This window comes from Mycobacterium persicum (assembly GCF_002086915.1).
Lineage (GTDB): Bacteria > Actinomycetota > Actinomycetes > Mycobacteriales > Mycobacteriaceae > Mycobacterium > Mycobacterium persicum.
On the sequence record NZ_MWQA01000001.1, the window covers coordinates 4,873,447 to 4,893,406 of the forward strand.

The 19,960-nt window shown below is 63.2% G+C and carries 20 protein-coding genes and 2 pseudogenes; 4 read left to right on the top strand and 18 right to left on the bottom strand.

Annotated features, from left to right (window positions below; genetic code table 11):
• Window positions 1-136 precede the first annotated feature (136 nt).
• Entirely contained in the window at window positions 137-643 is a 507-nt protein-coding gene (locus tag B4U45_RS22245; protein ID WP_050594517.1) for a hypothetical protein, read from the top strand.
• Here B4U45_RS22245 and B4U45_RS30160 read toward each other — a convergent pair.
• Window positions 640-951 (bottom strand): hypothetical protein, encoded by a 312-nt coding sequence (locus tag B4U45_RS30160; RefSeq protein WP_336242252.1) that lies wholly within the window; start codon window positions 949-951, stop codon window positions 640-642. The genes B4U45_RS22245 and B4U45_RS30160 overlap by 4 nt on opposite strands.
• 126 nt (window positions 952-1,077) lie before the next feature.
• On the opposite strand from B4U45_RS30160, the pseudogene B4U45_RS30535 reads away from it, so the two are divergent.
• Window positions 1,078-2,284: pseudogene (locus B4U45_RS30535) on the top strand (IS30 family transposase).
• 29 nt (window positions 2,285-2,313) lie between these two features.
• Here B4U45_RS30535 and B4U45_RS29560 read toward each other — a convergent pair.
• Window positions 2,314-3,135: an SRPBCC family protein gene (locus tag B4U45_RS29560; protein WP_071321481.1), complete on the bottom strand. Its 822-nt coding sequence runs from the start codon at window positions 3,133-3,135 to the stop codon at window positions 2,314-2,316.
• Window positions 3,132-3,509 carry an ArsR/SmtB family transcription factor gene (locus B4U45_RS22270; RefSeq protein ID WP_306255285.1) on the bottom strand — a complete coding sequence of 126 codons (378 nt, stop codon included), beginning with the start codon at window positions 3,507-3,509 and terminating at the stop codon, window positions 3,132-3,134. Before B4U45_RS22270 ends, B4U45_RS29560 begins: the two co-directional genes overlap by 4 nt.
• 323 nt (window positions 3,510-3,832) lie before the next feature.
• Between B4U45_RS22270 and B4U45_RS22275 the strand changes: the two are divergent.
• Window positions 3,833-4,591 (top strand): annotated as a pseudogene (locus tag B4U45_RS22275) (dienelactone hydrolase family protein).
• A gap of 968 nt (window positions 4,592-5,559) precedes the next feature.
• On the opposite strand, the gene B4U45_RS22280 reads toward B4U45_RS22275, so the two are convergent.
• The 7 genes from B4U45_RS22280 to B4U45_RS22310 form a co-directional block, all read right to left on the bottom strand.
• On the bottom strand, window positions 5,560-5,985 hold the full coding sequence (locus tag B4U45_RS22280; RefSeq protein WP_033718005.1) for a PIN domain nuclease: 426 nt from the start codon (window positions 5,983-5,985) through the stop codon (window positions 5,560-5,562).
• Window positions 5,982-6,203 carry a type II toxin-antitoxin system VapB family antitoxin gene (vapB, locus tag B4U45_RS22285; RefSeq protein WP_033718008.1) on the bottom strand — a complete coding sequence of 74 codons (222 nt, stop codon included), beginning with the start codon at window positions 6,201-6,203 and terminating at the stop codon, window positions 5,982-5,984. The genes B4U45_RS22280 and vapB overlap by 4 nt, the downstream gene beginning before the upstream one ends.
• 737 nt (window positions 6,204-6,940) lie before the next feature.
• On the bottom strand, window positions 6,941-7,384 hold the full coding sequence (locus B4U45_RS22290) for a nitroreductase/quinone reductase family protein (RefSeq protein WP_071321479.1): 444 nt from the start codon (window positions 7,382-7,384) through the stop codon (window positions 6,941-6,943).
• A 103-nt stretch (window positions 7,385-7,487) separates the two neighbouring features.
• Window positions 7,488-8,237, bottom strand: a complete 750-nt coding sequence (locus B4U45_RS22295) for an isochorismatase family protein (protein WP_217809554.1) — start codon at window positions 8,235-8,237, stop codon at window positions 7,488-7,490.
• 13 nt (window positions 8,238-8,250) lie between these two features.
• Window positions 8,251-9,027, bottom strand: a complete 777-nt coding sequence (locus B4U45_RS22300; protein ID WP_033718003.1) for an SDR family NAD(P)-dependent oxidoreductase — start codon at window positions 9,025-9,027, stop codon at window positions 8,251-8,253.
• A 296-nt stretch (window positions 9,028-9,323) separates the two neighbouring features.
• Entirely contained in the window at window positions 9,324-9,842 is a 519-nt protein-coding gene (locus B4U45_RS22305) for a MarR family winged helix-turn-helix transcriptional regulator (RefSeq protein ID WP_071321478.1), read from the bottom strand.
• A 196-nt stretch (window positions 9,843-10,038) separates the two neighbouring features.
• Complete coding sequence (locus tag B4U45_RS22310) at window positions 10,039-10,581, bottom strand: cupin domain-containing protein (protein WP_071321477.1); 543 nt, start codon at window positions 10,579-10,581, stop codon at window positions 10,039-10,041.
• A gap of 600 nt (window positions 10,582-11,181) precedes the next feature.
• On the opposite strand from B4U45_RS22310, the gene B4U45_RS22315 reads away from it, so the two are divergent.
• The gene (locus B4U45_RS22315) at window positions 11,182-11,826 is read left to right on the top strand and encodes a TetR/AcrR family transcriptional regulator (RefSeq protein WP_071321541.1); all 645 of its coding nucleotides are present in this window, start codon (window positions 11,182-11,184) and stop codon (window positions 11,824-11,826) included.
• Window positions 11,827-12,090: 264 nt separating this feature from the next.
• Here B4U45_RS22315 and B4U45_RS22320 read toward each other — a convergent pair whose 3' ends face one another.
• From B4U45_RS22320 to B4U45_RS22355, 8 genes are all read right to left on the bottom strand, one after another.
• Complete coding sequence (locus B4U45_RS22320) at window positions 12,091-13,224, bottom strand: NAD(P)H-dependent oxidoreductase (RefSeq protein ID WP_080691724.1); 1,134 nt, start codon at window positions 13,222-13,224, stop codon at window positions 12,091-12,093.
• A complete protein-coding gene (locus B4U45_RS22325; RefSeq protein WP_158006313.1) occupies window positions 13,221-13,958 on the bottom strand; it encodes a dienelactone hydrolase family protein in 738 nt (245 codons plus the stop codon). Before B4U45_RS22325 ends, B4U45_RS22320 begins: the two co-directional genes overlap by 4 nt.
• Window positions 13,959-14,058: 100 nt before the next feature.
• Entirely contained in the window at window positions 14,059-15,561 is a 1,503-nt protein-coding gene (locus B4U45_RS22330) for an aldehyde dehydrogenase family protein (RefSeq protein ID WP_158006312.1), read from the bottom strand.
• A gap of 45 nt (window positions 15,562-15,606) precedes the next feature.
• On the bottom strand, window positions 15,607-16,230 hold the full coding sequence (locus B4U45_RS22335) for an isochorismatase family protein (protein WP_033719519.1): 624 nt from the start codon (window positions 16,228-16,230) through the stop codon (window positions 15,607-15,609).
• Between the two features lie 681 nt (window positions 16,231-16,911).
• Entirely contained in the window at window positions 16,912-17,718 is an 807-nt protein-coding gene (locus tag B4U45_RS22340; protein ID WP_095785941.1) for an SDR family oxidoreductase, read from the bottom strand.
• Between the two features lie 158 nt (window positions 17,719-17,876).
• The gene (locus tag B4U45_RS22345; RefSeq protein WP_033719518.1) at window positions 17,877-18,578 is read right to left on the bottom strand and encodes an SDR family NAD(P)-dependent oxidoreductase; all 702 of its coding nucleotides are present in this window, start codon (window positions 18,576-18,578) and stop codon (window positions 17,877-17,879) included.
• A complete protein-coding gene (locus tag B4U45_RS22350) occupies window positions 18,571-19,173 on the bottom strand; it encodes a nuclear transport factor 2 family protein (RefSeq protein WP_080691826.1) in 603 nt (200 codons plus the stop codon). Before B4U45_RS22350 ends, B4U45_RS22345 begins: the two co-directional genes overlap by 8 nt.
• Complete coding sequence (locus B4U45_RS22355; RefSeq protein WP_033719535.1) at window positions 19,079-19,924, bottom strand: SDR family NAD(P)-dependent oxidoreductase; 846 nt, start codon at window positions 19,922-19,924, stop codon at window positions 19,079-19,081. The genes B4U45_RS22350 and B4U45_RS22355 overlap by 95 nt, the downstream gene beginning before the upstream one ends.
• Between the last annotated feature and the right edge of the window lie 36 nt (window positions 19,925-19,960).

The window sequence follows — 19,960 nt, forward strand, 5'->3', positions numbered from 1 at the left end:
GAAGTTAGGGCACCCTAAGTGCCGTTCGGGTGGGCGGTGACGGGTCGGGTGCGAAGCCCGGTGATGGGTGCGGTGCGGAAAGATTCTTGGCTTGCGTTGCGGCGCTGGGGGGTTGGTGGGGCTTAGCGTGTGATCCATGGCGAACACAGTGATCAGCAAGCAGGCCCGCCGCGCAGCGCGGCAGGCCGCCAGCGCCGCCCAGGACGACGTGGTGCGCCGCACTCGGGCCAACGTCGAGGATTTGGGAAGGTACTTCTCCGCCCGCGAGCGCCTCGAGGCCGTCGACGGGTGGCTTGCAGCGCGCCAGCAGGTGTTGCGCGAGGACGCCGAGCGCCGCCGCGACGCGCAGCGTGTGGTGTGCGGGCAGGCGCTGGCCGCGATGCGCGATCGGAGGGAAAGTCTGCGTGAGATCGCGCGGATGGCCAAGCTCTCCGAAAAGCAAGCCCGCGAACTGATTCGGGAAGCCGAGGCCGCCGCATCGAATGCCACGCTGCCGGCCGCGGACGACGCGGCGGTACCGACGGTCGCCGACCGGGTGGTCGGTGCTGACGAGGCCAGCGAGGGGCTGGCGGTGACGACCGGAGACGCGATCCAAAGCGGTGCCGCTGTAAAGCCGCTGGCGCCGTCATCGGCGTTGGCCTAAGGCGGCGGGGTCGGTGGGCGCGGCGATGTTTTGACGGCTCGCGTTCTGCTGTGAGGCAAGTTGACTCGCCGCTCATCGAGCAGGGCTAGAGAGTCGGCGGCGGTCTCCGGATAAACCTGACGGGTGTCTCCGTGTAGTGTGGCCGCACTCGCAGCGGCAGCCGCATCGATGCGGTCATCCTTGCGACGACCCCCCCGGGAGAGCCTCCCCACCCGGGCGGTGGCGGCCGTCAGAATGTCCATAACAACCTCACCGCGAGCCAGCAGCCACAACGCCAAATGGTGCTCGAGTCCGTCGGCGTGCTCGATTGCCCAGGTTCGCTCCGGCCACGCCCTCGCTCAGCCGATCAGTCTCTGGTATTCGGCCACCGATGCCTCAATACACACGATGGATTCCAGTGAACGTCGCGACACCGAGATTGTCCGGAGGTAGTGATGGGTAGAGGTCGGCGTCGCAGTTTCGTGGTGACGGAGAAGCAGCAGAAGTTCGCCCGGCTGATCGCGCAGGGCGTGGGAAATGCCGAGGCGTGCCGCCGAGTCCGAGTCGCGCGGAGTACGGGGATTTATCGGCGGCACGGGCGTACGGTCCGCAATACCGCTGGTGAGCGGGTGCATCATCCACCTGTGCATCAGCTCGCGCCGCCACGCGCCGCGCCATCCCCGGTACCTGTCTTTGGCGGAGAGAACGACGATCGCTGATCTGTGACGCGAGAAGAAGACGGTCAGCCAGATCGCTCGCGAGATCGGCCGTTCACAGTCGACGGTGAGCCGACAATTGCGTCGCAACGCCGATAGTTCCGGGCGATATCGGCCTGGTACTGCCGATCAACTCGCCGTCAGACGCCTGGGACGGCCACGTGCACGTCGCCTGGCTACCGACCTCGCATTACGCCAAGTGGTGGAGGAATTGCTTGGTAAGCGTTGGAGCCCAGAACAGGTCGCCCACGAGCTGTACGTGAGGTTTCCCGAGGCGCCGCGGCGACGATTGTGTTGCGAGTCGATCTATCAAGCGATCTACGATCCTGACCTGCCCTTGACGCGGCCGGCCAAGCGTCGGCGACGCTACCCGGCGGCGAAGGGTGCAGGGGCTGCTGCGGGTCGCCCGGTTGTCGGGGATGACGATGATTGCTGACCGCCCATCAGAGGTGGAAGACCGTGTCCAGGAGGGGCATTGGGAGGGTGACTGCATCATGGGTGCGGGGAATCCGGTCGGCGATCGCCACGCTGGTTGAGCGCCGCACCCGCTACCTGATCCTGATCGGCGCTTTTGACGGGCGGCCCACTGCCGTGGCGATGCTCGACCACATCGCATCCGCGTTGTTGTTCTTGCCCCCGCCGTTGCGCCGCACGCTGACCTGGGACCGGGGCAAGGAACTCGCGCATCACCCGGAGATCACCGAACGCACCGGCACACGAGTGTTCTTCTGCGACGCGCACTCTCCGTGGCAGCGCGGCAGTAACGAGAACATGAACGGCCTGCTCCGCGACTACTTCCCCGAAGGCGTTGACCTCAGTCATATTTCGGCGCGAGAGCTGCGCCAGCTAGCCGACGAGGTCAACGACCGCCCCCCGCAAGACTCTGGACTGGGCCAGACCAAAGGATCTGCTCACCCACATCGCGATGACCGATTTGCCCATCTGAGTACCGTCGTTCGCTCGGACGCCGACCGGTCACGTTAGCGCTGAGCCGGGGAAGCCGCGACACGGGTGGATCTCATAGGTGAACACCCCGGCGACCACGCCCGGGTCGGCGTCCATGATCCGTCGGGTCTTGTCCGGGTCGGTGGCGAACAGGGCGAACCCGGCGGGTCCTTCGGGTGAGGTGACCGGGACGATCACCGGGGCGATGCCGGCGTCCATCAGACCCATGTTGCGTCTGCCGTGCGCCCAGATGATGGGGTCGACTTGCGGCTGCACCAACCGATCGGTGGCGAGCAGGATGACCATGGTGTACGCCTTCGATTGGTTGAGTCTGCCGAGCATGGCGTCGTCGTCCACCCACGGCAGTGCCGGCGCGCCGCGCAGAGCGGCGGCAAGACCGTTCAGATTCCACCCCGACGACACGGCGTCGCGCATTCCTTCCCAGCCGTCGCCGTGGCGGTCGAGGTGGCGATGGGTGAGGACCACTCTGGTGCGCTCTGGGGTGACGCTGTCGAAGGTGATCTCGACCTCGCTGGCCTTGGCGGGATCCGTTTCGAGTTCCCACGAGGTGCTGATGTCCCACGAGAACACCACGCGACTCGGCGGGTCGTAGGCGAGGATGCGTGCCCACGCACACGTGGACCCGTCGGTGCCGTGGTCGACGATCTGTCCACCGACCCACGGCTGGAACTCCATCCGCGCCAACGGAGCCCGCAGGATGTGCTTGTCGGCGTCCCACCAGGTGCCGATTCCGATCGTGAAAACCTCGAACGCACGCGTCAGCGGGGCGTCTACCGTCGCCTCGACGCTAGTGGACGTTCGCGCGGTGTCGGTTGCGGGATTCGAAGTCATTCGTCCTCCTCGGGTGGTTTGGGGGCCGACCGGCGGTCACCGTCGGCGGGCTGGTCGGACGTGGATTCGGCGGCGAGGCGGAAGGCAATGAGCGACTGCTGCCAGAAGTCGTTGAACCAGTCCCGGACCGCAGCCAGGGCGTCGGGCTGCACGGCGTAGATCCGCCGCGTGCCCACGGAGCGGACGGCGACAAGACCGACGTCCTTCAACACCTTCAGGTGCTGTGAGACCGCCGGTCGGCTCACCGGAAGGGCGTCGGCGATCGCGCCCACCGCGGCCGGCCGCTCACACAAGAAGGCGACGATTGATCGCCGAGTCGGGTCGGCCATCGCCTCCACCATCGCGGCTCGGTTCAACATTCCGTTCGTCGTCACTTACGTAAGTGTGAACGAACGGAGTGTTGGTGTCAATCGAAGTCCGGCCTCCGCGGAGCGACGTGGGGTGGGCCAGGAGCCGACTCGCCGAGCAGGTCCCCGAACCCGAACGCTCCCGGACACGACGTTGGCGTCGTCCCCACGACAGGACATCCGAGTCAACTGGTACCGGCCTCCGTTGCCACGCTGGGCTGGTCCGTGCGACGACTCGAGGAGGTGGTACCCGTGAACGGTGTGACATGGGTGCTCCCTCGAGGGGTCGCGGTCGGGCGATAGGTCGTCCGGGAGCGCCGATCACAAAGGACTCCCCGAAAGGTACGACCATGCACGTCACTTCTACTGTGCGCCACGACGACAGTCTCCTCGTCCTCCTCGTCGAGCGTTCCTTCGTTCTCGGCGAGATTCCCGGGATTTCTCTGGACGCCGGAATCGGCTGGCTCGACGCCTGTTCCATTGATCCTGCTGGGCCAGCAAGGTGGGTTGGAGCAGATGTATCCGCGGCTTCTGCCGCGGGTACAAGCGTCTGCCCGCGACGGATTCGCCACCGCTGCTGTCGAGCTGCCCGGCAGCGGAACACGGCCCCCGATCGCGGGATTCGAACAGGCCCGCGCGGACCTCCGTGCGGTGGTGACGGGCGGTGCAACGCCGGACGCCGAGCTGATCGATCGGCTGATCCTGCCGCTGGTGGACCGAGCAGTTCCGGAATGGCGGTCGGCGCTCGACACGCTGCTTGAGCTTCCCGAGCTGCGTGAACCGGTGGGCATCTCGGGTGGCTTCATTTCGATCGCGGTGCGGATGGCGCGCGTGATCAGCGGATCGCCGCGGCCAACTTGTTCGCCGGCAGCTTCGTCCCGCAATCCATCATCGCGGAGGCCCGCGAGATCACGATCCCGCTGCATGTCCTGCTTCAGTGGGACGACGCGGCCAATCACCGGCAGGTGTCGCTCGACCTGTTCGACGCATTCGGATCGGCGGAAAAGACGCTGGTCGCCAACATGGGCGGACACACCGGTGTTCCGCCCTGGGCAGCCAAGGAAGCCGGACGATTCTTCATTAGACACCTCCGCCCGTACGTTGGATAAGCGGGGAGTACTTCAGCGCCGATAGCGTTCCATTGAGTGGTGGCCTTCGCGCCGTCCCACCGAGCGATCGGAAAACCCAGTCCCGCGCGGAAAAATCTGACCGCGAGTTACTCGCGGTAGCGGCCGGCGCTCCACGATCACTACCTCCAGCTCAACCCGAACCTGCACCGGCGACACGGTCGTCGAGCACGAGCAACAAAAGTCTCCGGCAGCCCCCCAACCCGACTAACGTCCCACCCATACCTTTGCGACGTTCACTGGATTCCGCCCACCGACCCGACATCGCAGTTGGTGGCTGGGTCCAAGGCAGTAGCGGTGTGACTGGACTTGTGCGGATCGATGCCAATGACGATCATGGTTGCGGGTTCCCTTCATTGATGTGATGTGGGGAATCCGCGGCGGACAATCCGACTTCAAGTACCTTTCACAACAGCTCATGGTCATGCCTCTCTTCAGTCACGCCGCGAACGCAGACCGAAGGGGTGACACCCCCACCAGGGTCAACCCGCACTTGCGGGTGAGAGGAATTTCGCGAGTCATTCCTCCGGCCTGCTACGACACGCTGTGGGCTGGCAATCTCATTCGCCGTCCCGTGACACCCATGCAAGTCGGAATTACGTGGCGGCGGGTGAGGAATTACGTAACGTACAACCCCTCAAATCTGGGGAAAACGTGACCGCTGACAATTAAATGGTGGCGGTTCTTTTTTTATCACCCACTTTCATGCTCGCTGGTTGACCGGCGGTGATCAGACGCGCGATGGCCGCTAGGTCTTGCCGGTACGCCTTCATGGTGTGCGCGGAGGGCTTGCGAATCTGGCGATCAAGCAGAAAGCCGTTGAACCAATCGGGGTTTCGCTCAGATTCCGCCGGTCCCACGGCGGATCGCGTTTCGTCGCTGAGGGGAACCCGCGTGGTATCACGACCTTCCTATTTTGGCCGTGATTCGGCGAAGCCGGTGGTCGCTACTTACGTACTGCTACTGGTGAAGGCAAGCCGCGTTACGGGTTGTCCGGTTATCGCGGCGATGGTGTCGAAGTCTTTGTCGACGTGCAGGACGGTCAATCGTGCCAGCTCGGCGGTGGCCGCGATGACGAGATCGGGGATCGACGGCCCCCGGTGTTGGCCGCGATCGGCCAGCAGCAGCTGGACTTGCAATGCACGGTCTTCAATTTTCGGCGTCAGGTACTCGACTGGCATTGCAGCCAAGGGGGATTCGCGGAACTCTCGTCGAGCGACGTCACCGGACTGAGCCGAATACCCGATTTCTAGACGGGTCAGATTGCTGATGTGGACTAGTCCGCGCTCGATTCGATTGCTCCAGATTTCCGGCTCGTGGCTGTGCGCGAGGCGCGCCAGGGCCGATTTGTCGATCAGCCATGACGCTTCCGTCATTGCCAGGCCTGGTTCATCAGGTCGTCCTCGGCCAGGCCCGCAAGGTTGCGCCCCATCCGATGGAGGTCTTCGTGGGTGACCGACACACGTGGCGCGCGAGCGTCTTGAGCAAGGCGACGGCGAATGTACTCAACGCGCGATAAGCCCAACTCGGCAGCTCGCGCATCGAGCCCAGCGAGCACATCGTCAGGAACATCGCGGATCAGCACGTCGCTCACCACACCATGATATCACCCGATATCGGCGAGCAGGGGCGCTGACACGCAACTCGAGCATTTGACGGTCAGAAGCGCTGCAGCCAATACCGAGTTTGCGGACATTCGTTTGATCGAACGATTCTTTAAGCATGTCGATGAATGGCTAGCCGGGGCCGGTGAAGGCGCACAAGTCATCATCGTAAATAACACCCCGCCGGAAAACGTGATCGACCATGTCGTCGTGCGGTACACGCGGGACCCGGAGACGCCTCCGCTCGGCGTCATCGATAGCGAAACTGGAGGGGGTCGTGGTGAAGAAGACTCGCTGTCGGACCCAGACGATGATGGGCAACAGGACGGGGACCCAGGACAAGTCGAATGGAATAGGGCGATCCGCCCAGCCCGACCTAGCCCGAAGCGGCGGGGACAGATCACATGGACCAGTGCACGTGGTCCGGTCACGGGAAGCATTTCGATGAGGCCTATCACGAGCCACGAATCTGCAACGGGGTCGGGCAGGCTCACATCAAGCCAACGACACAAGAAAAGGGCGCGCTGTCGCCTGCGAAAGACGAAAGCTCCCAGGAAAGACGATGTCACGTATGGCCAGACATGTGCGAGTCGCACCTAACCAGGACGGCGACACTTATCTTTGTCAAAGCGCCGAGGCAACCATTTAAGGCTTTCGACACTTTCAGTATGGCGGTCGTCGCGGATAGTGGCAGTCGGTCAACGGTGGGTGGGGATGCAAAGCGCGATCAATCGAGATTCACTTCGAAAACCGGGATGATCCGGTCCGTTGATGCTTCGTAGTGGGCGAAACCATGCGCGCGCTGTTTGATGATCCCGAATATGAGTTCGCGTTCGGCGCGGGCCAGCTCTGCTGTGGTTGCGGCGGCGGCTGGATTGCCGCCTATTTCCACCGTCACATGTGGGTCGGCGCGAATATTGGCGACCCAGGCCGGGTTTGCATCTCTGCCTGCTGCCGAGCCAACAATGTACATCTTGCCGTCGATGTCGAAGTATCCGACCGGGTTGACACGCTCGGCGCCGGTTTTGGCACCGGTGCTGGTGAGTAGTAGCAGCGCGAAACCTTCGAACTGGCCGCCGACCTTCCCTTTGTTGGCCCGGAATTCGGCGATGTTTTTCTCGTTGAACGATCTCTCCGATTCCATAGCGTCGTTGCTGTCGTTGTTGCTCATTGGCCCTCCTTGGATGGTCTCGTTGCGCCTCTAATCATGTGATTGGTAGTGGGTCACCAATGGGCGTCCCAGGCGTCCGGAGAGACCAGGCAATGGCCGGTAGTCATTGCTCATCGGTCCCTGCGACCTGCGTCTTGGTGAAGTTCTGGTTGCTGGCCAGCCATTCGTAGAACGGCAGGTGACCGCCAAAGACGTTTTTGAGTGTGCCTTCGGCCACTGGGCGTCGCCAATCCCATTGCAGCATCGCCGCGATGACGGCCCAGTTGACGACGATCGCACCTGCTTGCGCTAAGCGCATGCAAGACGTTAGTTCGCTCATCATGTCCCAGCAGCCCGAGGCGTCGTAGACCGCGTACACGTCGTAGCCGGCGGCGAGTGCGGAGACGACTGGGAAGTACAGGCATACGTCGGTGGTGACGCCTGCCATGATCAGCTTTTTGCGTCCGGTATTTTCTACCGCGGCTTTAAACTCGGGGTCTTCCCAGGCGTTGATCCAGCCGGGCCGGGCGATGTAGGGGGCATCAGGGAACAACTCGAACAGTTCGGGCAGCAAGGGTCCGTTGGGCCCTTCGGCGTAGCTGGCCGTCAGCACGGTCGGGAGGTTGTGCACTTTGCCGATGTTGGCTAGCGCCAAGACGTTGGATCGGAACTGGTCGAGGCGGATGTCTTGCACGCCCAGCATGGTGCCGGTCTGATGATCGATCAGCAGCAGGGCGCAGTTGTCGGGGGTGAGGAACTCCAGGTAGCGCGAGTCGGTCATTGTTTCGTTTCTCCGGTGGGTCGGACGCTTGGTGACCGAGATAGCGGCCCCCCCAGCGATCTGCTTGGTGTGCGTATGGCGCGCCGATGTCATTACGGTGAGTTGATCACATCCATCCTCCCGAGGCGTCGATGGTGGCACCGGTGAGGTAAGAGGCGTCCGGGGAGAGCAGGAAGGCGACGACGGCAGCGATTTCGCCGGGTTGAGCCCAGCGGCCCAGTGCCACGGTGGATTCGGTGAAGGTGCGGATGTCGACGTCGGACAGCGCGGGGTGCACGTAGCGTTGGGTGTGTTCTGCTGCCATGTCGGTGGCGGTGCCGCCCGGGGCGATGGCGTTGATCGCGATGCCGCGTTCGGCCAGTTCGGGTGCCAGGTTGAGGGCCATCGCAGAGACCGCGGCCTTACTGGCCGCGTACAGGGTGTGTTGATAGACGGCGACGCGAGCGCTGATCGAGGCGGTCAGCGTGATTCGTCCGCCGGTGCTCATCGCCGCAGCGGCGGCCTGGGTGGCGAATAGCTGTCCGGCGACGTTGATCCGAAAGACGCGGTCGAAATCAGCGGGAGTGATTGAGCCCAGGGCGCCGAAGTGTTCGACGCCGGCGTTACTGGCCAGCAGGTCCAGCCCGCCGAACTCCGCAACCACCTGCGCCACCAGGTTGTGGGTTTGGGCGGCGTCGCTGACGTCGGCTTGAAACGCGGCGACCGGGTGGCCCTCGGCGCGCAGTTCGGTGACGAGCGCGTCTGCCGAGGCGGCGTCGTGGACGTAGTTGACTGCGACCGCAGCTCCCTCTGCGGCCAGTCGCCGCACGATGGCTGCGCCGATGCCGCGTCCTCCGCCGGTCACCAGGGCTCGTTTGCCCTCTAGCCTTCGGGGCTCTGCCATGACTGGACCCTCTCGTCACGCGGATGGGCGTATATCTCCGCGCCCCTAGTCGATCGACGCCGCCACCAAAGCCGTGCACGGCAACGCGCAGCTATCCAAGCCGCAATCGGCTGCCAGGCGGTGAGCTGGGGTCGTCGGTGGGTGTTGATTGCCTCGCAGACCCAGTGTAGTCCGCAAGTAGTTTGTGCGCGAACCAGATCTACGATCAATCTGTTCGACAGTGTCGGGCTGCACGATGAGGTTGGGCACTAACCTGTGACTCGGCTGGCGCGCCGATGAAAGGCGCGGCTCCGCACTCATGGTCGCAGGTGCGACGCAAGCTGCGAGCGCGGACTTACTAGCTTCCCCGGACCTTGGGCGACCGTCCCGAGCTTGCGCCATACACGGCGAAGGTCGGCGAGGTCGTGCTCAGTGAGATGATTAAGAAACAGCTGATTAATCAACGTTGTGATGGTGTCGTTGGCCTTGAGCAACACCTTCCACCCGCTGCCGGTGATACTGGCATATGCGCCGCGCCCGTCGATGCAGTCGGCGGAGTCTCGTCGGACAAGTCCCGCCGCTTCCAGGCGCCCGACCACGCCGGTTAGCCCCGAGCGGGTAATCATGACCTGCTCGGCGAGCTGACTCATCCGTAGCCGCTGCCCGTCGGCTAGCGCGATATGGCGCAGAACGTCATAACTCGTCAAAGCCAATCCGTGCTGGTCTTCGAGTTCCTGACTCATCGCGGCCATGATCAGCTTATGAGTGCGAAGCAGTCCGCCCCAGGCCTGACTATCACTGGCGGACAACATGTTCAGGTCGTCGGCTGATGGCATGCCTGATCACATTACGCGGAGCAGCGGCTCACGAGCGGCAAAGTGCGCGAATGGTTCAGCGCGGTATCGCACGCTGCAGGCCATTGACGTTCATTGGCCTCACGCGGCAGCTGGGCCTCGACTGCGCGTGAATCACTCACGGACGCTGATCCTTAACGCTTTCCGGCCTATGGACTAGGCGACCTCGTGGGGTTGCTCATTGGCGACCGCTGCCGTCGAGAACGCGATCGCCTGGGCCAACTCCGGCCTTGGGCTGTGACCAGCTCTTGTCGGCCTGAGCGCACCAGTAGTTGTTGTAGAACAGTCGGAATACGTCCTCGCTCGGAGGCGGGAAGTCTTTGGGCGGCAGCTCTCGGGCCGCGGCGGGCGTTCCCGATCCCTTGACGACCTGTTCAAATCCCGCGGGTGTGTAGGCGTTGAGCACATGGCAATCGGTCATCGAGGTGAACACATGCACGGTGTTTCGCGGTATCCAGAGAGAATCGCCGGGCCCGGCGGTGAAGCGATCGTCGCCGACAGTGAAGTCAATTTTTCCTTCGAGCACGTAAAACCACTCATCGATGAAAGCGTGGACGTGGGGGATCGGGCCTGATCCTTCCCGCATGTACTGCTCGATGAGCGAGAAGCTGCCGCCGCTGTCTTCGCCGTCGACCAAGATGTACCAGACGATGTCGATGAGCCAGTAGGCGGGCGCGTTAGCGCGGCTTTTGGCGAAGGGTGCGCTGACCTGGGGAATCATATCTATTTACCTCAATATCCAGTAGTGCCACTCGACAGGTTCGACGCGGCAGGTGTAACGGCGCCGCACAACAAGTTCGGCTGCGAATTAGTTTAGATCAGCATTCGTCGCTGTCCTTGAGAGACTCGGAGGTCAATAGATCTGTCTTCCGATGCCGGCCTCAGCGACGGCTCCCGGCCGGTCCCCCAGTGCATGGGGAAACGCTCGCGCGGGGCGCGCCGTCCGACATATCACGAGCCAACTCGCGACGAAACCTGGTAGTCCCGCCAGCCTAAATATCTGCCCTGCTGCGTCAGGGTCACACTCATCAGCTAGTGGGTCCGAATCCCACCCGATCCCACGCGCGTCAAGAGCACGGTAAGCCGAATTAGTGACTTGGCATTCCAGCGGCCATCAGCGGTTCCACGAGCATGACTGTCACACACTGCGGCGCCCCTGCCGAGGGAGTGAACAGTCCTGTACTTTTGAAATGCGACCGCTTCGAGCATCCGCGGCGACGCTCGGTATGAGATCTTCGGACCGAGCCTCGTCAGGTCCGGGGATGCAGCGGTGAGCCGCGTCTGACTCGCCGACCCGCCATTAGGGATTATGGTAGTCCTGATGCCGAACGTTAGCCTCGCTAAGACCGCCCAGCTGCCTGCCACTGATCGTGGGCGTCGCAGTCGCGCGGCCATTATCGACGCCGCAGCGACCATAATGTACCAACGGGGTGTAAGTGCCGCCAGCCTCGATGACGTACTGGCCGCCGCGGGCTGTGGCAAGTCGCAGCTCTACCACTACTTCACGGATCGCTCGGAACTGGTGCAGGCGGTGATCGACCGCCAGCTCGAACTCATTCTCGCCAACCAGCCCGCTTTGAACAAAGTCGACTCGTGGGCAGGTCTGAGGCGTTGGGCCGACCAGATCCTTGACAAACATCGAGTTCCTGGTGGACCTTTCGCCTGCCCGCTAGGCTCCATGGCTGCCGAATTAAAGAACGACGAGGCCTATTTGCCAGCCCTTGACGCCGCATTTGATCGCTGGGAATCGGCTCTGGCGGCGGGCTTGGAGAAGATGCGTGAGCGCGGTCAGCTTCGCAAAAGCGCCGACCCGCACCGCCTTGCTGCTGCGCTACTCGCAGCGTTGCAGGGTGGAATGCTGTCCGCACGCGTTCACAACGACATCACTCCGCTTGAAGACGCGGTCGACAATGCCTTGCTGGCGCTGCGCCATAAGGCGGCGGCGCCGCGAATTGTCAAGCGCTAATGCCGACACTGCTCGGAGCGCACGGCCCTCGTCGACGTGCTCTCAGACGGTCTCGAACCTGTCAATACGGCTGTCAACTCTTCAAGTCGAGCCATGCACTCGAGCCGACACTGGCAGCAGAGGTGCAAGGCTCTAGCCACTGCTCCACCTCGATCACAACAACGTCAGACTCCCGACGGCAATAAGCTGCATGGGTGATTGCGACTCGCCCGGCGAAGGGAAGCTGCCACGTGGGTACCGCAGTCTGGGACTCGATAGGCGTCATCATCGCACGCTCTGCGATGCGCTTGCCCGTTGCTGATCAATTTCTGGTGGTGTGGCAAAGATCTGCATGCCCCAACGTGGCGCCAGATCGATGAGGCGTGCTAGGTCTTCGGCGGTGGGTGCCACGGTTTGAGTGCTGCCGTCGGGCATGGGTGTCCCCGCGGCTGCGAAGTAGCTTTCCACCCCGGCGGGGGCGGCGATTACGAATGTGCGTGCAGGATAGGCTGTTTCATTCTTGAATTGGTGGATGACGCCCAAGGGGGCGGCGACGAAGTCGCCGGCGGTTGCGTCTACGCGGGTGCGGTTGGCGCCGACGTAGAAGGTCAGCTCGCCTTCCAGGATGTAAAAGCCTTCATATTCACGCTCATGCAGATGCGGTGGGGGACCCCCGCCGGGTGGCACAAAGAATTCGAACGCCGCGTAGGCGCCTCCTGTGTTGTTTGCGGCGGCCTTGATGATGTAACTGTCACCGGCCATCGTGTAGCTAGGGCCTGTGCCGGCGCGGGCAATATGTGCGGTGGGCACCGCCACGCTGCTCATGTCGATGACAGGCTCCTGCTCGCCGAGTTTGTCGACCCACGCCGCGAGTCGATCCAGCAGCATCGTGATGAACCGACGAGTGGGTTCATCATGCAGGCTGCCGTCATCGCTGAATTTGTTTTTGGCGCTGTCGATCAGCACCTCGGGCTGGTTGACGGGCAGCATGTCAAGGTAGGACAACACCTGTCGCAGATGGAGCTGGGCCCGCCCGGATCCGGATCTGCCGGTAGATGCGCCGATTAAAGCGACCGGTTTGCCGGCCAATACGTGCTGCCCGGGAGGGGCGCCGATTGGCGTTCGTGACAACCAGTCCAACGCGTTCTTGATAGGTGCTGAGTAGGAATGGTTGTACTCGGGGGTGGCGATCAGCAGCGCGTCGGCGGCGGCTACCCGTTGTGCCAACCGCGTCACGGCAGGCAACAAGCCGGCGCTTTCGGTGTCTTCGTCGAACATCGGCATCGCAGCGAGACTTTCGATCTCGATTGTCATGCGCGTCGGAGCCAGTTCTTGGGCAGCCACCAACGCGGCGGTGTTGTAGGAAGCGCGACGCAGGCTACCGGAGAGTGCTAGGACGCGAATATTGCTTTCTGTCATGGTGATTCACTCACTTCGGGGCTGATCTGAAACTCGTGGGCGGTGAGGACTTCCGCGAAGAAGTCGAGCATGCGTTGCCAGGAGCGTGAGTCGGCCTGGGGATCGAGAACGGCTTCGGGGGTCCGTTCGGCGCCCAGCGATCCTTCGCCGGTGAAACTGTGTTTGGCGCCGCTATAGATGCCGATTTCCCAGTCAGCCTGAGCGGTGCGCATCTCATCGCGAAATGCGGAGACCTTTTCGAACGGCACGACAGGATCGTCGTCACCGGTTAAGACGAGGACTTTGGCGAGCAGATCACCTGGGAACGCGGGAAGGGGTGTGTCCAGCTCGCCATGGAAGCTGACCACGCCGCGCACCGGTGCCTGGTCGCGGGCTAGCTCGAGTACTGCGTTGCCGCCGAAGCAGTAGCCGATCGCAGCAACCCTGCTTGCGTCACATTCCGGTTGAGCGCACAACGCGTCAAGCGCTGCCCGGATGCGCCGCCGCAGGTATCGGCGGTCCGATCGGAAGGGTGTGACGACGGGGCGAGGGCCGGCGTCGAGATCGGTGATCGGGTAACCGAATACGTCAGCGGCCATCGTCGCGTAGCCCGAGGCCGCCAGCTTGTGCACGCGGTCTCGAATTGAGTCGGTGATGCCCAACCAGGCCGGCACCACTAATACGCCGGGGCGCGGTTCGTCTGCTGCCGGCACAAAATAACCGCGGAGACTCTCTTCGCGGTCGTGGTAATCCACCGGTCGACCTGACGCTGTCGTTGTCATCGGGGCTCCTGAGTCCTCGCGGTCACGCCGGGGTGTGGTTGCGGCGTGGGGCGGCTGGCAGTAATCGCCGGGATCAATGGCCGAACGGGACGTGACGTGCGCTCGGTGACAGCGTGACCCACTTGGTCTGGGTGTATTCGGCCCAATTGACCCGCGCGCCGTATCGGCCGCCGTTTCCGGATAACTTCACGCCGCCGAACGGCACGTAGGCGGCGTCGTCGACGGGCTTGTCGTTGATGTGCACCATGCCTGATTCGATGGCCAGCCCGACACGGCTCGCGCGCTGCGGGGATCCGTAGACCGCCGCCGACAAGCCGTATGGGGTGTCATTGGCCTTATCGATCGCTTCTGCGTCGGTGTCGAAGGCGGTGACAGCGGCAATCGGGCCGAAAATCTCCTCTTCCCAAGCGCGCATTCCCGGCGCCACCCCGGACAAAATGGTGGGCGGGAAGAAGGGGCCCCGCTTGGAGCCGCCTAAATGCAATGTTGCACCTTTGCTGACGGCGTCGGCGACGATTTCCTGCATGCGGTCGACCGCGCCGGGCAGCGTCATGGGGCCATACGATGCCTCGGGGTTGGCCCACGGGTCGTCGACGACCAACTTGGTCGCTTCGGCGGCCAGTGCTTCGATATACCGGTCATGCAGCGCGCGGTGCACGAGATGTCGGCCCGCGGCCATGCAGACTTGGCCCGAAAAATAAAACGATGCGTACAAGGCGGCCGAAATCATCTCGTCGAAGTTCTCGACATCGTCGAGAACCACGAACGGATTCTTGCCGCTGCCGCTGATGGAGACGTGCTTGAGGGTTCGGCTGGCCGCTTCGGCGACTCGTTCACCGGTGGCGGTGGAGCCGGTGAAGTGCACCATCGAGATCAACGGGTCGGTTTCGAACGCTTCGGCGTCGGCGCCTTCAGCAGGGATGCAGTGGAAGAGATTCTCGGGGAATCCGGCTTCTTCCAGGACGCGTGCGAAGACGAACCCGCTGGACATGATGGCTGTCTTATGAGGTTTCAGCAGCACAGCGTTGCCGGTAGCCAAAGCCGGTGCCACGTAGCGGGCGCCCAGGGTGAGCGGAACATTTGACGGAGTGATACCTGCAGTGACCCCGAACGGAATCTGCAACGCGTAGCTGTGGCGGTTGTCGCGGTCGGCGAGGATCTCACCGTGGCTCTGGGTTGGGTACGACGCGGCCTCAAGGAACTCGTCGGCGAGGAATTCGATCTCGAATCGGGCTTTCGATCGTGGTGCGCCGACCTCGCGTACCACCCACTCTGTGTACTCCTCAGCAAAGCTGCGCATCACTTGTTCGGCGCGAATGAACAAGCGGCGCTTCTCTTCTGGCGGGACACGTACCCACTCACGTTGCGCTTGGGCGGCCATGCGGGCCGCTTTGGATACGGTTTCGGCCGATCCCAATCCGACGGTGGCAAGTACCGCACCGGTCGCTGGCTCGACGACGTCGACCCGGCTATCGCCCTTAACCCACCCGCCGCTGTAAATCGCACCGTCCAGCATGTGTAGGTCGAAGAGCCTGGGTGTCGTTGTGGGCGCAGGGGAGTCCATAACTGAGGACATATGTTCATCCATCCGTTTCGTAGTGTGATTATTTCTGTGGCGGTTTCAGTCGCGCGCGGCGAGCTGATGGGTGATAAACCCGAAGTTGGGTACCCGTCGTGCGTATAGGTCCGCGAGCGGGGCGGCGAACTCGCCGCCCCAGTCGCTCAGAATTTCGGCGATCACCATGTTTGCGTTGGCGATCTTCACTCCGGCTTGACTCATCCGCAACATTGCTGCAGACAGCGCGTGGTGGTTGAGCGTGCCCGAGGCATCCATGACGGCATATACGTCATAGCCGTCACTAACGGCCCCGAGTGCCGGGAATGTCAGGCACACGTCGGCCGTCACACCGGCCATGACAAGTTTGGTTCGGCCGGTGATACGTACAGCCTCGACAAAAGCGGGATCCTGCCAGGCGTTGATTTTCAACCGGTCGATGACGGGCGCGGTTGGCAGGGCGGCAAGCAATTCCGGGAACAGCGGACCATTAGCTCCGTCTGGGTTGCTGGTCGTCAAGATGACCGGTAGCCGAAATGCGGCCGCCGATTCCGCCAACCACAGCGTCTGATTCTTCAGTTGTAGCGCTTCGACATCGGTCAAACCGAAATTCATTGTGCCGACTTGGTGGTCGATCAGGAGCAGCGCGCAATTGTCGGCCGTCAGGGTCTCGAAGAAACGCTCAATCATCTGCTGCCCTCATCGTTGGTTGCGGGGCACGCCCCGTTGATCGCCGACGAGCGCCGGCAGGGTGTTCATGGACGAGCCACCCCGTTTCTGTGGTGCAGTTCCGTCAGCGTGTGCCACGGCCCTCATGTACCCAGCGTGTCAGGGCGCGGCGCTGTGCCGCCATTCCGAAAGAGTTGGGTAGCGCGGTGATCGATCGGGTGAAGGCCACCCTGTCCGAAAGTACGGAAAACACGGTGCCGGACGGCGCCCTCCTAGGGGTTGGCCGCGCACAGGGGTCAGCGCGCGGTCCCGTCTGACGAGCAGGAAAAGCGGATCAAGACCGCACCGACCCATACGGCGGCACCATCTGAACGCCCCAGTACCGACGCTGGCCACGCACCCGGTTCGGGGTGGAGCATCTTGCGCGGATGGATTCGCACGCCATCACCGGACGCGGGTAGACGAGTCGGCGTACCAGCGTGATCGGCGCGACCTCGCGCCGATGAACTCGTCACGGGTGTAGACGGCGACTGAATACCATGACGCGGCACCTTGCTGTCGGCTGTTCAGCTTTCGGTTGCCGTTGACAGATGTTGATTCCAGCCGACCCAAGCCCGCCGCCTGCGGCGAAGGTAAACGGGAATCATCAAATCTTCTCGCAATGTCATGTCTGGTGCTTTGAGATTGCGGTGGGGTGGTGAGTCATCCCCAGCCGATCCAGCCGCCGTGGACTTCGACCACGATCCCGCTGGTGAAGCTGGCATCAGGAGAGGCTAGGTACACATATGCGGCGGCGAGTTCTTCGGGTTGTCCGATTCGGCCGGTAGCGGACATTTTTGGTGCGGCGTGCGGGAATGCTTGAGCCGTTTGCGGAGTGTTCAGCGCCACCTGGAACGGTGTCCAGATGGCGCCAGGGGCAACGGCGTTGACTCTGATGCCGCGGGGCCCCAGGTTGAGCGCAAGGGCTTTCGTGAAGGCATCGATTGCTCCCTTAGTTGCTGCGTAGTCGACGAAGTTGGCGGCGCCGTAGACACCGCCGACGCTGGACGTCGAGATGATCGCGTCGCCCACCGTCATGTGAGCGAGCGCGGCCTGCGCCAAGTGGAAACACGCCAGGATGTTGACGTCAAAAACGCGCCTCAGTTGTGCCTCGTCAATGTCTTCGAATCGTTGCCGCTCGCGCCCGTAGGCGGCGTTGTTGACGAGTATGTTGAGGCCTCCCAGAGCATCGGTTGTCTCATCTACGGCGTGTCGACAACCGTGGCGTGTGGCCAGGTCGACCTTGAGTGCAACGCAACGGCGACCCTCCTGCTCGATCAACGTCTTGGTCGTTGCGGCGTCTTCGTCGGCGATGTTGTAGGCGATCGCCACGTCGGCGCCCTCTTTGGCGTAGGCGATCGCGACCGCGCGACCGATGCCGCTGTCGCCGCCGGTGATCAGCGCCACTTTGCCGTCCAGCTTTCCCGCTGCCCGGTAATGGGCGAGGTCACTGATCGGACGGGGCGTCATTTCGGCCTCGATGCCTCAATAGGGTTGTGGATCAGGTTGAAAAGTGTTGGGGTCGGTGGGGTATCGGTCATTTTGAGCGCTCATCGGTCTTCCTCTCGTCGGTCGAAGAGTGCTTGTCGCCGCGTGTCTGCGCGTCGCGCGGTATGTCGTGCGGTGTGTCACCAGGGGATCGGTGCTGCGTCGCGGAAGAATCCGCCCGAGGGGCCGTCGTCGGGCAAGTCCACCGCCCACATGACACTGGCGGCGCCATCCTGTATGGACCGTCCGCCGCCACCGCCCATGTCTGTGGCCACCCATCCGGGGCAGACGGCGTTGACAAGCACGTTGCGATTGCGCAGGTCGGCGGCGAGTTTGACGGTCAACATGTTTAATGCGGCTTTGGTAACGCTGTAGATCGGTGTGGCGCCGCTGCCGGCCGTTTCGGTGAACGAGCCAGCGCCGCTGGATACATTGACTACTTTCGCGCCGCGGCGCAGCAACGGCGCCAGCGCTTGGGTGATGCGCCAGGCGCCGAACAAGTTCACTTCGATGTCGCGGTGCGCGCGTGCCATGTCCACGTCAACCGCGTGATTGTCGTCGTCGTAGTCGACACCGGCGTTGTTGATCAGCACGTCGATGTGACCGACCTCGGCACGCAGGTGTTCGGCGGCTCGCCGGACACTGGCGTCGTCGGCGACATCGAGCGCACACACCAGCACACGTCCGGGCGGACCTGCCAAGCGCCGTGCGGCGTCCTTGCCTTTGGCGGTGTCACGAGCGCCAAGGACTACGGTGCAACCGCGGCGCGCCAGTTCGCTAGCCAGTTGTAGGCCGATGCCTCGATTTGCGCCCGTGACCACGGCGACGCGGTGATCAGCCATCAGTGTGCTCCGGTGAGGACTCGGTGAGCCCGGAGCGGTCCCCCGTCTCCCAGATCGGGGTGATGACGCAGCCCGACAACTTCCACCCCTGCTCCCTGCGCGCGAACTGATAGCGGTAACGACCGCCCAGTGCCCACTTGCGGGTGTGCTCGCCGTCGCTGCGGCAGTGCATTGCAGCAAAGTTGACCCAACAGGTGGCGCGGTCACCGTCGATGTCGATGACGTGGTTCGTCACGACATGCTCGATGCCGTCGATCAGGCGATGGTCGCTGCGGACACGCTCGATCAGCGCGGTGGGATTCGCGGGCAAGACCTCGCCATTTAGTGCCCTGTAGTCAAAGTGCACCCGCTCATCGAGTTGACGGACCGCGCCCACGTAGTCGCGGGTATCGATGCAGAGCAGAAATCGGTGCAGCACGTCGCGGATTGTTGTGAGAGCCTCAACATCGCCGCACGGCCTGCGTTCCGCTGCACTTGCAAGCTCGTTCATCATCGTCCCTTCAGTCGTCGAAGGTAGTGTGGCGGGCTGCCTGTTCCCACTGCCGCAGTTCAGCTTCGACCGCGTGCAGGTGCTCCAGGATGCTGTCGACGGCATCAGAACCCAAGGGCAGCCGCAGGGGGGTGCGTTCGGCGTCGAGGGCGGCCACGATAGCAGCGGCGGCCTTGGCCGGATCACCTGGTTGCGTGCCGCCGCCGGTGGTGACGTAGTCGCGGGTGGGTCCAACGGTAGCGGCGTATTCGGTGATCGGCTGGGACAGATAAGCCGCGTTCGCGCCGAACAGATTGGTGCGAAACGCCCCTGGCTCGACGATCAGGAACCGCACTCCAAAGTCGACTTCTAGGGCCAACGTTTCCGTCAGTCCTTCCAAAGCGAACTTGGTGGCGCAGTAAGCGCCGAATCCGGGGCCGGGCACCTGGCCCCCGACCGACGACATTTGCACCACGGCGCCGCCGCCGCGGGCGCGCATGTGCGGTAACGCCGCCCTGGTCAGCGCGGCCGGAGCGAAGAAGTGCAGCTCGAACAACTCCCGCAGCTCGGCATCGGTGGTCTCTTCCAGCGCTCCCACTTGGGTACGCCCGGCATTGTTCACCAACACATCAAGGCGCCCGTATCGGGCAACGGCGTCATTGAGCGCCGCCACCGCCGCCGCAGTGTCAGCGACATCCACTCGCAGCGGCTCGACCTGATCCGGATGGGCGGCGACAAGATCATCGAGGCGGTCTACGTGGCGGCCCGCGGCGATCACCACATCACCGGCGGCGACGGCTGCCGACGCCAGCTGCCGGCCAAAGCCGCTGGTGGCACCGGTAATAAACCACACTCGCTGCGCGACTGGTGCAGTCATCATCATCAACTCCTTTAACCTTCGGCGTCTCAACCC